Annotated in this window: 15 protein-coding genes; 10 read left to right on the forward strand and 5 right to left on the reverse strand. The window is 40.0% G+C overall.

Annotated features, from left to right (window positions below; genetic code table 11):
* Window positions 1–167: 167 nt before the first annotated feature.
* The 3 genes from parE (at window position 168) to ABJV04_RS09875 (ending at window position 4061) form a co-directional block, all read left to right on the forward strand.
* Complete coding sequence (gene parE, locus ABJV04_RS09865) at window positions 168–2057, forward strand: DNA topoisomerase IV subunit B (RefSeq protein WP_348491356.1); 1890 nt, start codon at window positions 168–170, stop codon at window positions 2055–2057.
* A gap of 46 nt (window positions 2058–2103) precedes the next feature.
* On the forward strand, window positions 2104–2613 hold the full coding sequence (locus tag ABJV04_RS09870; RefSeq protein WP_348491357.1) for a type II secretion system protein: 510 nt from the start codon (window positions 2104–2106) through the stop codon (window positions 2611–2613).
* 128 nt (window positions 2614–2741) lie between these two features.
* The gene (locus ABJV04_RS09875; protein ID WP_348491358.1) at window positions 2742–4061 is read left to right on the forward strand and encodes a hypothetical protein; all 1320 of its coding nucleotides are present in this window, start codon (window positions 2742–2744) and stop codon (window positions 4059–4061) included.
* Between the two features lie 9 nt (window positions 4062–4070).
* On the opposite strand, the gene ABJV04_RS09880 is transcribed toward ABJV04_RS09875, so the two are convergent.
* A complete protein-coding gene (locus ABJV04_RS09880; RefSeq protein WP_348491359.1) occupies window positions 4071–4421 on the reverse strand; it encodes a hypothetical protein in 351 nt (116 codons plus the stop codon).
* A gap of 175 nt (window positions 4422–4596) precedes the next feature.
* On the reverse strand, window positions 4597–4926 hold the full coding sequence (locus tag ABJV04_RS09885; RefSeq protein WP_348491360.1) for a hypothetical protein: 330 nt from the start codon (window positions 4924–4926) through the stop codon (window positions 4597–4599).
* Between the two features lie 122 nt (window positions 4927–5048).
* On the opposite strand from ABJV04_RS09885, the gene ABJV04_RS09890 reads away from it, so the two are divergent.
* On the forward strand, window positions 5049–5237 hold the full coding sequence (locus ABJV04_RS09890; RefSeq protein WP_348491361.1) for a hypothetical protein: 189 nt from the start codon (window positions 5049–5051) through the stop codon (window positions 5235–5237).
* 1 nt (window position 5238) lies between these two features.
* Here ABJV04_RS09890 and epmB read toward each other — a convergent pair whose 3' ends face one another.
* The gene (epmB, locus tag ABJV04_RS09895; protein WP_348491362.1) at window positions 5239–6264 is read right to left on the reverse strand and encodes an EF-P beta-lysylation protein EpmB; all 1026 of its coding nucleotides are present in this window, start codon (window positions 6262–6264) and stop codon (window positions 5239–5241) included.
* Between the two features lie 32 nt (window positions 6265–6296).
* Between epmB and efp the strand changes: the two genes are divergently transcribed.
* The 4 genes from efp (at window position 6297) to ABJV04_RS09915 (ending at window position 9738) form a co-directional block, all read left to right on the forward strand.
* Window positions 6297–6866 (forward strand): elongation factor P, encoded by a 570-nt coding sequence (gene efp, locus ABJV04_RS09900; protein ID WP_348491363.1) that lies wholly within the window; start codon window positions 6297–6299, stop codon window positions 6864–6866.
* 53 nt (window positions 6867–6919) lie between these two features.
* Window positions 6920–7897, forward strand: coding sequence for an elongation factor P--(R)-beta-lysine ligase (gene epmA, locus ABJV04_RS09905; RefSeq protein ID WP_348491364.1), 978 nt, complete (start codon window positions 6920–6922; stop codon window positions 7895–7897).
* 174 nt (window positions 7898–8071) lie between these two features.
* Window positions 8072–9211 carry a GGDEF domain-containing protein gene (locus tag ABJV04_RS09910; RefSeq protein WP_348491365.1) on the forward strand — a complete coding sequence of 380 codons (1140 nt, stop codon included), beginning with the start codon at window positions 8072–8074 and terminating at the stop codon, window positions 9209–9211.
* The gene (locus tag ABJV04_RS09915) at window positions 9208–9738 is read left to right on the forward strand and encodes a GNAT family N-acetyltransferase (protein ID WP_348491366.1); all 531 of its coding nucleotides are present in this window, start codon (window positions 9208–9210) and stop codon (window positions 9736–9738) included. The genes ABJV04_RS09910 and ABJV04_RS09915 overlap by 4 nt, the downstream gene beginning before the upstream one ends.
* Here the strand turns inward: ABJV04_RS09915 and ABJV04_RS09920 are convergent.
* On the reverse strand, window positions 9733–10332 hold the full coding sequence (locus ABJV04_RS09920) for a peptidylprolyl isomerase (protein ID WP_348491367.1): 600 nt from the start codon (window positions 10330–10332) through the stop codon (window positions 9733–9735). The two genes, ABJV04_RS09915 and ABJV04_RS09920, sit on opposite strands and share 6 nt — an antisense overlap.
* Before the next feature lie 12 nt (window positions 10333–10344).
* A complete protein-coding gene (locus tag ABJV04_RS09925) occupies window positions 10345–11484 on the reverse strand; it encodes a methyltransferase (protein ID WP_348491666.1) in 1140 nt (379 codons plus the stop codon).
* A gap of 24 nt (window positions 11485–11508) precedes the next feature.
* On the opposite strand from ABJV04_RS09925, the gene ABJV04_RS09930 reads away from it, so the two are divergent.
* Both ABJV04_RS09930 and ABJV04_RS09935 read left to right on the forward strand, forming a co-directional pair.
* Complete coding sequence (locus ABJV04_RS09930; RefSeq protein WP_348491368.1) at window positions 11509–12123, forward strand: alpha-ketoglutarate-dependent dioxygenase AlkB; 615 nt, start codon at window positions 11509–11511, stop codon at window positions 12121–12123.
* Between the two features lie 146 nt (window positions 12124–12269).
* Complete coding sequence (locus ABJV04_RS09935; RefSeq protein WP_348491369.1) at window positions 12270–12593, forward strand: BolA/IbaG family iron-sulfur metabolism protein; 324 nt, start codon at window positions 12270–12272, stop codon at window positions 12591–12593.
* The last annotated feature ends 6 nt before the right edge of the window (window positions 12594–12599 follow it).

Consider the following 12599-nt stretch of genomic DNA (forward strand, 5'->3'; position numbering starts at 1 on the left):
TGTTCATTAACTTTAGGCCTCCAAAACCCTGTAAAAAAATGATTAGCGCTCAAGAGTAGAGAAAACCTAATATGTTGATTGCTCAGCTCATCTTGAGTTGATAACATCAATGCAAGTATAGGTGTGACAAAGCACCTCCTTTTGGCAACAAAAATCGAATAAAAAGCATGTCAAACCAATATAATTCTGATGCAATTGAAGTCCTTAATGGATTAGATCCGGTAAAACGTCGTCCTGGGATGTATACCGATACCACTCGCCCAAATCACCTTAGCCAGGAAGTTATTGATAACAGTGTCGATGAAGCTTTAGCGGGATTCGCCAGTAATATCAAAGTCACCTTATATGAAGATCAGTCATTGGAAGTGGTTGATGACGGTCGTGGAATGCCGGTGGATATTCACCCAGAAGAAGGCATTTCAGGTGTCGAATTGATCATGACCAAGTTGCACGCTGGTGGTAAATTCTCCAATAAAAATTACCAGTTTTCTGGTGGTCTGCATGGTGTGGGAATATCCGTGGTGAATGCATTGTCTACGCGCGTCGAAGTATTGATTCGGCGTGATGGTAATGTTTACAGCATGGCGTTCGAAAACGGCGACAAAGTTGAAGATCTTAAAATTGTCGATACCTGCGGAAAACGCAATACCGGAACTGGCTTAAAGTTCTGGCCTGATCCTGTTTATTTCGATTCCGCTAAGTTCTCTGTGACCAAGTTATTGCATATATTGCGCGCTAAAGCGGTTTTATGTCCTGGTTTAAAAATTAAGTTCGACAATAAAATCACCAAAGAAACTCAAGAATGGTATTTCGAAGATGGCTTAAGAGACTATCTATATCAGTCAGTCAGTGATTACATCACTTTACCTGAAGATGCTCCATTTGTTGGTAAAATGGCGGGCAATCATGAAGCCGCAGATTGGGCGGTAATGTGGTTACCTGAAGGTGGAGAACTGGTAACTGAAAGCTACGTTAACTTGATCCCTACTGCACAAGGTGGAACTCACGTAAATGGACTCCGACAAGGCTTACTTGAATCCATGCGAGAGTTTTGTGAGTACCGAAACCTATTACCCCGTGGAGTGAAGCTGTCACCGGAAGATATCTGGGATAGATGCGCTTATATTCTGTCTACAAAGATGCAAGATCCGCAATTTGCCGGACAAACTAAAGAACGTTTGTCGTCACGGCAATCCGCTGCATTTGTTTCAGGTGTGGTTAAAGACGCATTCAGTTTATGGTTGAATCAACATACTGATGTGGCTGAGTTATTGGCCGACATGTGTATTAACAATGCGCAGCGCCGTTTACGCCAAAGTAAAAAAGTCGCTCGTAAAAAGGTTACTCAAGGTCCGGCATTACCGGGCAAATTGACCGATTGTACCAATCAGGATATTGAACGTTCTGAACTGTTTTTGGTGGAAGGGGATTCTGCGGGTGGTTCCGCTAAACAGGCTCGAGACCGTGTTTTTCAGGCTATCATGCCCCTGCGCGGTAAAATATTAAATAGCTGGGAAGTGGATTCTTCCCAAGTACTGGCATCTCAAGAAATCCATGATATATCGGTGGCTTTAGGGATAGATCCAGACTCAGAGGACTTAACGGGTTTACGTTACGGTAAAATTTGTATTTTAGCCGATGCAGACTCTGACGGATTACACATTGCCACTTTGTTATGTGCATTATTTGTGCGTCACTTTAGAACTCTGGTCAATCGTGGACATGTGTATGTTGCCATGCCGCCTTTGTTTAGAATTGATGTGGGTAAGGAAGTTTATTACGCCCTTGATGAAGGCGAAAAACAAGGGATCTTAGACCGAATTGAAGCCGAAAAGAAACGCGGTAAGGTGAACGTGCAACGATTCAAAGGTTTGGGGGAAATGAACCCTATGCAACTTAGAGAAACGACTATGGATCCTAATACTCGTCGACTTGTTCAACTTACCGAAGGGGATGCTGGGCAAATGATGGAATTAATGGACATGCTACTTTCTAAAAAGCGCGCGTCGGATCGTAAGGTCTGGTTAGAATCTAAAGGTAATATGGCTGAGGTATAATTAACAATAATTAGCTATAAAAAGTAACAAATAAACAGGTGAATGTGTGAATTTAGTTCAACGTGGTTTTACTCTGATAGAATTAATTTTAGTTATCGTTATATTAGGTATCTTATCCGTATTTGCTGCGCCAAAATTCGTAGGCATTTCAAGTGATGCAAAGATTTCTGTATTAAATAGTATGGCTGGAAATATGCGTGCCACCGTTCGTTTAGTGCAAAATAAAGCCAGAATTCAAGGGCTTGAAACTTCTACGGTGAATCCAGTTGACGGTCAATCAGAGCTTGTTGTTGACTTCGGCTTTGCAGAGACCGAACTTTACTTTGGAAATCTTTGCCCTGAAGCGGAGTCTGAGTTTGGCGATGCTGTGGATTTCTTCGAATTCATGGAAATTTCATCAGATGAAGATCTAGAAAGGAAAACAACTAATCAGTATGCATTGATAGGTTACAGTGTACCTAGTTCAGGAGTCCCAACCGACCAGGGATGCTATGTGATATATGACTCTTTTGCAGAGCCAGACTGTACTATAGAGGTCGTCGATATAGACTGTTAAAAAGTGACTTATTGTTCAGGTTTTAAACAGAATAAAGAGTTGGTTTTCCTACTCATTCATCAAGCAAATCGGTAAAACAAGGATGATTTTTATCAGGTTAGTGTTACGAGTCGTTTGGACGGTCACTGATGTCTAAAGCACTTAAATTATGCAAACTATTCTTACTACTCTTAGTGGCAATTTTAGTTATATTAGTTGTACTAATTGTTGAATCAAAACCCATAGTTATCGCCAACGCATCTGTGCAAGTTGACGATGCTGATAGCATCAACGTTCTAATCGATCAAACGAGGCAAATTACTCGTAAGCGTTACATTCCCCAAACCATTACCATTTCTAAACCGCAAATGAACAGTATTGTTGGCTTTTTACAACGTGCTGTACCAGAGTTCTCTGGTCAAATTGAAACAAACTCCGAAAAACTAGGCGTTAAATTTAGTTATAAAATCCCAATTAAATGGCCCTCTGCCTACATTAATTTGCAAGGCGATTTGTATTCCGCCCCGGGCATTAAACTGGAAAATGTAAATTTAGGGGATCTGCCTATATCCGGAGATTGGGGGATTTCAATGATGACTTTTATCGTCAACCGTTGGACTAAGAGCGAATTGGGTGACTTGGCTTTGAATCAAATCTCTGAAGTGGCCGTTTCTGCTGAGGAATTGAAGGTAAAGTTAATTCCTATTCATGACTTTTTAGTTAGCTTAAATGAAATCAAAAATGGACTCTCAGGCAGCGGTGATGAGGAGCTTAAACAAAGAGTTCGTTATTATTTGGCATTTTTAGATAGTTTGAGCTTTTCTCAGCACCGTGGTGGATTGCCATTATCTGATTTTATGAATCCGCTATTCAAAAAGGTCAAGTCTAGGACCCCTCAATCTAGCGCAGTCATGGAAAATGAATCGGCCTTATTAGCCTTAGCAATTTATGTAGGTCACCACCGCATGGCGAACTTTATAGGTGACGTGCAGCCTTATCAAAATAAACTAGTTATGCCTTATTACCGTCCCCTTTTAAGAGGGCGTAGCGATTTAACCCAACATTTTGTCATTTCCTCAGCAATAAAGATTTTAACCCAACAAGGAATAAGTCATGCCGTTGGAGAGTTTAAAGAATTAATGGATAGGGCTGAGGGGGGATCTGGTTTTAGCTTTGCTGATTTAGCTGCTGACCTGGCTGGAATTAAATTCGCGTCTATGGCTATCGATCCTATCTACGCTAAAGCTTTCCAAGATGCCTTAGCACAAGTAGAAAGCGAAGATGTATTTTTCCCTGCTATCGATAATTTACCTGAAGGCTTGAGTAAACAGGCTTTTATTAAGCAATATGGAAATGTTGAAAGTGACGAATACAAGCAGATGGTTGCTCAAATTAACCAGCATCTTGAACTCCTACCTTTGTACCTAGAATTCAAGGTTAAAAATAGTAACTCTGATACCCTCCAATGATAGGCGGTGCTACAAGAGTTCTTGAATAGAGCGGTAAACTTCAGTGGCCTTTTCAGTGGTTAAATTATTTTTGGCTGCAGAGCCAACGCTGCTGGAAACACGAATATACTCATTACCAGAGAGACCTTCAGCACTATCATTTTGATTATCTGCCTCTGTATTTTGGTTTTGTTCAGGTTGAGTCCGTTCCCGCACAGTTTGTTCGTTTTGTTGTAAAATTCTAGCTTGAGCGGAGAGCTCAACCTCTGGTTTGTTTGCATTCCCTATGCCGAAGGCATTGAGGCTAGGCTCTTTACTATTTGAAGTATTGGAAAGAGAGTTAGATATATTATTTAGACTGTTACTTGTTGTAATTTCCATGATCTCACCTCCAAACTTTGCACATAGTTGATTACTATGTTCTACACTTACAAATCGAGTTTAAATACCTGAACCTCTGCTTATAATTATGGTGTATTTTGCTCAAAAAACAACCTGTCCAACTATATTGGCTTTATCAATATGATTTTAGCCGTGTTTCATATTAGCCTTGTTACTAAAGAGTCGTTTTCAATTGACTTAAAGTACTGAGTAATAATTCCATTTTTTTGACTATTCCAGGCAGAGCATTCTCGAACTTTTGTTGCTCCGCGGTTTCAAGTTCAGCGACCTCGGCGGCAAGCTCTTTCACATAGGGCATGAATCGTTTACTTTGAACGCCAAATCCCGCGTCTTCTGCAAATATATGATTAAACTTGCCTTTTCCTGATTGTTGCAGTTTAGAAAGTGCTTCGTCTGCATCTATAGCTTTACGATAAATAAGCTGCATATTTTCAGTTAATTTCTCAAATAACGGGCGAAGTGTAGCGTTCAATTGTGGGGACATGGAAAATAATCTCAATAAAGTGAAAAAAAATACTCAAGAATGTTTGATTAGAGTCGATAACAAGCGTAGACGGGTAATTCTGCCTGTTTTTTTAAATTGCTACAAGCAATGAGGTAATTGGTATGGAACTTCAGGGTGTAAATGCATCAGGGGCTACCGGTGCGTCACTTGAAACCAAAGCTTTGCAACTCGCGAAATCAAATCAAGAGACGCAAGGTCAAGCGACGCTTCAGTTGTTGGAATCAGCGGCTGACGTACCAAAAGTTTCTTCTAATCCTGCAATTGGGTCAAATGTAAACACATTTGCCTAATTTAAGGGTGAAGATGTAAGTCTAAAGGTGTCTTGCCAGGTTGTCCGCCTATTTCTCTTACGAGTTTCGGGACAAGAAAACCTGGCAAGCGCTTTATCATTTCTGCCATGATTTCCCTTGCTTGATTTTCATTCACGTCAAAGTGGGTAGCACCTTTTACTTTATCTAGCATATGCAAATAATATGGCATCACGCCTGCTTCAAATAAACGTTCACTTAAGGCTATTTGGCTCTCGGCGGTATTGTTTACGCCCGCAAGCAATACAGATTGATTCAGCAGTGTCACCTGATTTTCCCGCAGTAAATTTAGCTTTGAGATTAACTTTGTGTCGATTTCATTAGCATGATTGATATGCAATACCATGATCATTTTTAACCTAGATTGGCTAATCCATTTAACAAACTGAGCGTCTATTCGATTCGGAATGACTACTGGTAAGCGGGTGTGCATTCTTAGTCGCGTTATGTGAGGAATCTGTTCAATCTCTTTGGTTAGCCATGCTAGAAAGTCATCTTTGGCCATTAGTGGATCACCACCAGAGTAGATTATCTCATTTAATTTTGAATCTTGAGCAATATAATCTAAGGCTTCTATCCATCCCTGTTTATTTAAACTATTTTGCTGATAGGGGAAGTGTCGACGGAAACAATAACGGCAGTTAACCGCACACCCACCACGAACCATTAATAGCGCCCGAGTTTGATACTTATGCAAAATTCCTTGTTGCGGTGTTTCTTGTTCTAGTAAAGGGTCAACAGTGTATTCGGGGTCTTCAAGGAACTCGTCATATAACGGAAATATTTGTTTGAATAACGGATCTTGGGTGTCACCTTTGCTCATCAAGTTAGCAAAGTGTTGTGGAACACGCATGGGGAAAAGTGACCTAGCCGTTATATTTTTAATCTGTTCTTCCACTGGAATATTTAAATATTTCAGTAGTTTTTGCGGATCATTAAAGCTAGTTGCTAGTTCTTTTTGCCAGTTACTCTCTACAGAGATGGATTTTTTAGGTATTATCTTGGCCAAACGAGTACTCAATCGATTAATTTAGAGGGTTTATGGCTAATTACAGCACAAATGAATTCAAAGCGGGCTTAAAGATAATGCTCGACGGCGAACCTTGCAACGTTCTTGAGAACGAATATGTAAAACCAGGTAAAGGTCAGGCCTTTAACCGAGTTAAAATTCGTAAGCTTATTTCCGGAAAAGTGTTAGAGAAAACCTTTAAATCCGGTGACAGCGTAGAAGGTGCAGATGTAATGGATACGGAACTAACGTATCTTTATAACGATGGTGAATTTTACCATTTTATGAACAACGAAACTTTTGAACAAATTGCTGCTGACGAAAAAGCCGTAGGTGAGAGTGTGAAGTGGTTAGTTGAGAACGACAATTGCACAATTACCCTGTGGAACGGTAGCCCAATCGTTGTAACACCACCTAATTTTGTTGAACTAGAGATCACTGAAACTGATCCTGGTCTAAAAGGTGATACTGCTGGAACAGGTGGCAAACCTGCTACTTTGGTGACTGGTGCCGTAGTTCGAGTTCCTTTGTTTGTACAAAGGGGTGAAGTAATACGAGTAGATACGCGCAGCGGTGAATACGTTTCACGGGCGCAAAAGTAAGTTTTCACGTCTAGGGCCCAATATCCATTGGGCTCTCAAATTATCTGGTTTTTATGAATTCATCAGTCAACTGGCGACCCACCGCAACTATTCAAACCTTGAAAAAGCGTGCAGAGATTAATACTCAGATCCGTGAGTTTTTCGCTCATCGTAACGTATTAGAAGTGGAAACCCCGGTGTTAGCACATGCAAGTGTCACCGACATACATCTTCAGGGATTTTGCACACAATTTAATAGCCCTTTGAAGCCAGAAACTGAAAATTTATTTTTGCAGACATCTCCAGAGTTTGCCATGAAGCGTTTATTATGTGCCGGAAGTGGCAGTATCTTTCAGATATGTAAATCCTTTCGCAATGAAGAATCTGGTAAGCATCATAATCCTGAATTTACCATGTTAGAGTGGTATCGCGTCGGTTTTAATTCATCCCAGCTAATTGACGAAATAGATGAGCTCTTGCAAAAGATACTCAAAACCGATCCCCTCGATAGACTCACTTATCAGCAAGCTTTTCTCACTTATTGTGATATTGATCCCTTGTGCTGCACTTTAGAAGACTTAAAACGCAAAGCAGAATATTTTGGGTTTACTAATATTGCTCAGCATGAGACTTCAAAAGATGTGCTTCTACAATTGCTTTGCAGTCAAGTTGTAGAACCTAAAATTGGCCTTGTTAAACCTGTGGCGTTAACTGATTTTCCAGCGTCACAAGCAGCTCTAGCTCGCATAAAACAGGACGATCCTCGTGTGGCGGAACGATTTGAAATTTATTTCAAAGGGTTGGAGCTTGCAAACGGCTATTACGAATTAACTGATGTTAAGGAACAATTGTCACGGTTTGAAAACGATAATCAGGTTCGCCAGCAAACTGGTCTGCCTGAAGTAGGTTTAGATGAGCATTTGATGGCTGCGATGGAAAACGGTTTACCTGATTGTTCAGGGGTTGCCCTAGGTGTGGATAGATTAGTGATGTTAGCTTGTGAGGTTCAAAACATCGACCAAGTCATGAGTTTTTCAATTGGAAATGCATAGTTCAACAATCTAAACTAAAATTTAATCGTCAAAGTTAACAAAATACATGGTATGCCTTCACATTTTTGTTAAACTGAATTTGAAGGATTTTTAATCGACGCACTAACACTTATTACTTAGTTTATATACCAATGAATGTGAGTGTTTTTCGGTTTCGATTTGACGAGTGGATTGATGTCACAACTTTTTCCCAAACCAAAGCCTGCTTTTCTAGCGGAATATTTGGTACAAAGTAATTCCAATAACATTCAGTACGCCATTTACTTTTCTTATTTGGCATCTGTAGTTTTTGGTATCCAATTACTAAGTCATTTTCGTCTGGGAGAAGGCGTGCTTTTTGCTGCCAATATTCCATATACTTTGTTGTACTTAGTGTCATTTCTATTTGCTTTGACCAATGCATTTCTATTAAGCAAATTACAACGTTTTCCAAAGTTACTCTCTTTTGGCAATGCCATTGAAATTATTTTCTCAATATTTTTTGCCACTGTAGGTGTTTTTTGGTCTCTGCTAAGTGTGAATGATGGTCAGGGGATTGCGCCTTTTACGATTATTATGGTGTTACTGTGCTGTTCCCTCCAAGGTTACCTAAGTTATCTTTTGAGTATTCTTGTGGTGGCTTTTGCTGGACTGCTTGTTGGGCTTATTTGGGGCACAGATTCCATTGATCTATGGCCTCACATTAGCATCGCTTTTAGTAGCGTTTTAGGGTGTTTTGCGGTTGCCCATTTGGTCGAAAAAACCAGATTGAAAAGCTTTGAAACCATTTATTCCTTAACTAATACGAATAAGCAATTACAAACCCTTTCGCAACAAGATCACTTAACCAAACTACTGAATCGCCGAGCCATTGATAGTGCCCTTAAAAGAGAAATGGCACGGAGTGAGCGCTTTGACCATTCTTTATCTTTACTGATGATTGACGTGGATAACTTCAAGCAAATTAATGATGGCTTTGGACATGTTTTTGGTGACCAAATACTAATCGATATCTCAACTAGCATTAAAAAACACGTTCGCGATGTTGATTATGTTGGTAGAATGGGCGGCGATGAGTTTTTAGTGATTTTAATTGAAACTAATCAAAATAATGCTCTTCAAATTGCAGACAGAATGCGCGATGAAGTTCGAACAATCAATAGTCAAAAATTAGATTGCGATATATCTATTAGTGTTGGTCTTACTTCAATGCAAGGAGAGAGCGTTATGGCTCTATTAGAAAAAGCGGATAAAGCTTTGTACCTTGCTAAAAAGGCTGGCAAAAATAAAGTCCGTAGTGTTTTTTCACAACCAAATGATGCACCAGGTTCATGAATTGTAAAGGTACCCTAGTAGCTCAAACTGAGCGTTTAAATATCCGTAAAGTCACCCTAGCAGAAGCTTATTTTATCCTAGATTTGGTTAATGATCCGGATTGGATCCGGCATATAGGTGACCGTAATATTCACAATCAAGCAGATGCACGTGAATTTATTGAAAATGGGCCCTTTGTCTCTTATCGAGAAAATGGTTATGGACTGTACGTATTTTGCGATAACCGCAAAAATCGCCCCATGGGTATCTGCGGAATGTTAAAAAGACCCTTTCTTGAATACCCCGATATTGGCTATGCTATTTTGCCTGAATTTAGACGCAAAGGATTAACCTTAGAGGCCTGTGGTGGAGTCTTATCAGCGGATTGTAAGCGTCTAGGTTTAAAAACCGTGCATGCAATGATATCGCCAGAAAATACGCAATCAATTAATCTAATTGAACGATTGGGGTTTGAATTTACTAAGGTTATTCAACACCAAGGTGTAGATACAAAACTCTTTACCTACACCAAGCCGGAAGCATTATAGGGGGGGTAAAATCGTCACTTTGTTTAATAGTACCGGCTCTATGGGCACATCAGCCCAACCAACAATGGCGTCATACTGAGTTTCTACCTGAGATATGGCGTCTAAAATATCTGTGCCCTCTGTTACATAACCGAATACAGCGTAACCCCATTTTCTACCAGGATCTAAACTCTCATTATCATTTAAATTGAAATAAAATTGACGGTTCGCGGTATGGGGATCATTTGAACGGGCCATCGCAATGGTATAGGTGCGATTCTTTAAACCGTTTCCGGCTTCGTTATAGATATCAGGAAATTTAGATAAATCTTTGTAGTCTTTATCATAACCACCACCTTGCACTACAAAGTCGGCTATCACTCTGTGAAAAATTGTACCTTCAAAACTACGTTTATCCACATAACGTAAAAAGTTATTAACCGTAATGGGCGCTCTAGATCTATCTAGTTCGACAACAAAGTCACCCATGGTGGTATGCATCATTACTCTTGGGTAATAATTATCCGGTTGAATTTGTGAACCATCGTCTTTGGGTTTGCCCTGGACTAAAAAAGTGACGAAGATTAATGTTAGGGTGAACAAAGCCTTTTTCATGATAATTACTCTCTACTTCAGCGAAGATAAAATACTAAATTTTTTGTCACTCGAAATGACGTTATAGCCACCAAACAGGCGTTTTAGTTTTTGTGGATATTCTAAATGTCGATTGCCGATTATCCGCAATTCTCCCCCCTTTTTCAGCGCTGAGCGTGCATCCTCAAACATTTGATTGGCAATATGATCTGTAATCGTATTCAGTTGATGGAAAGGAGGGTTGCAAATTACCTTATCAACTTGTGGGTTATTTTCCAATTCTTCCATGCAGTTGCTGACAATAAAACGTGCGCGATGCGTCTCTTCGGGTAAATTATTTTGCACATTCAGTTTCGCAGATGCCACCGCCATATAAGACTCATCCATAAAAATCACTTGGGCATCCGCATAGCGTTTAAGAATACATAATCCTAAAACACCGTTCCCACAACCTAAATCGACCACAGTTTTAGCGGTGCAATCGGGCAAATTATCAATTAATAAACGGGCACCTATATCAATTTGCTGACGCGCAAATACATTGGCATGATTGCTAATGGTAAAAGGTTCTTGTTGCATCTTCCAAACGCTAGGGTAGGGCGAGGGCTTTTGTTGGATTGCCAGATCAGGTTCACAAAAGATTAAACGCGCTTTTTTCTTAGCTAAGGATGTGTGGGTTTTGCCCAAATACTTTTCAAACAGTGCTAAGGTGGATTTTTGTATCAATTTCGCTTTAGCGCCAGCTATTATTCTCGTGTTCTGTGAAACCACGGTTTGCAATTGAATTAACTGATGTTCTAACAAGGCCAAGGTTTTTGGGACTTTAATCACCACCCAGTCTGGAGCTTGAGGCATGGGTGCGAGACTATCGATATACGTAATTCGAGCCTTGTCTAAGCCATTAAGTTCTATATTTTGTTTACATGCCAACTGAGAAACTAGAGAATCACTCACATGGTGAACCTTGGCTTCGTTTAACCAACAACTCAAGGCACCAAAATCGTCATTTAGGACAACAATGCTAGCTTGCTCGATATTTTCTTGGCTTTGTTGAATGTGAGCGAGAAGCAATTCATCTGCTGCATCCCATGCTTGCCAACTAGGGTGAGTAATTCGCTTTGGATAGCGGTATAATTCCAGGGACTTTTCTAAAAAGTTAAAGCTAGTATTCATTTCAGCAGGATTCACGTAAGTTTTATGCAACAGGATTTATTTTCATCCCACCAAGTCGGTCTGAGTCAAATGCCGATGCAAGATGCTGTAGTGCATTATCAAGCCGACTTTTTAGATTCAGATACCGCCAGTGAATTATATCAGAATTTACAGGCTAAATTAGCTTGGCAGCAAGATTCAATTCAGGTCTATGGTCGTAAGGTTGCGATTCCCCGTTTACAAGCGTGGTACGGTGACCAACAAGCAAGTTATCAATATTCTGGGTTGACCATGGTACCTAATCCCTGGATCAATGAATTACGCCAACTAAAAGATTCGTTAGCGCAAATTTGTAAAACTGAGTTTAATTCGGTTTTAGCAAATTGGTATCGAAATGGTCAAGATAGTATGGGGTGGCATGCTGATAATGAAACAGAGTTGGGCTACCAGCCCACAATAGCCTCTGTGACCTTAGGCCAAACTCGCGATTTTGATTTTAAACATATGCAAACTGGTCAAAAGGTGAGGTTAGCACTGCAACATGGCAGCTTGTTACTTATGGCGGGAAATACTCAACAATTTTGGCAACACAGTTTGCCTAAACGCAGTCAGTCAGTAGGCGGCCGTATAAATCTTACCTTTCGTAACATAATTAAATAAGTGTAGACGTTATAAAAACACCTTCTTCATGGATTGGAAATTATATCTAATTGACTCAATCACTTAGTCAAAAATATGAAAAAATAGTTTTTTAATTTTCCGTGAACAGGCTAAATTTATAGTTGGACACACAAAGGAACCACACAATGAATATCCAAAATAATATTGAAAAGAAGTTGCTATCGCATTTCAATCCGGCGCATTTGGAGGTTATTAACGAAAGCTTTATGCACAACGTACCTAAAGGGTCCGAGACACACTTTAAAGTTGTTCTTGTTACGCCTGAGTTTGCAGGTAAGCGTTTAATTAATCGCCATAGAGCGGTAAACGCTGTGCTCAAAGAGGAACTTGCTGAGCAAATTCATGCATTGGCGTTACATACTTACACCGGAGAAGAATGGCAAAACTTATACGGTAACTCGCCAGACTCACCTAATTGTTTAGGTGGGATGAAGCAAGCCGCATCGTAAAACAGT

The sequence above is a fragment of the Aliiglaciecola sp. genome, assembly GCF_039982535.1.
In the GTDB taxonomy this organism is placed as follows: Bacteria; Pseudomonadota; Gammaproteobacteria; order Enterobacterales; family Alteromonadaceae; genus Aliiglaciecola.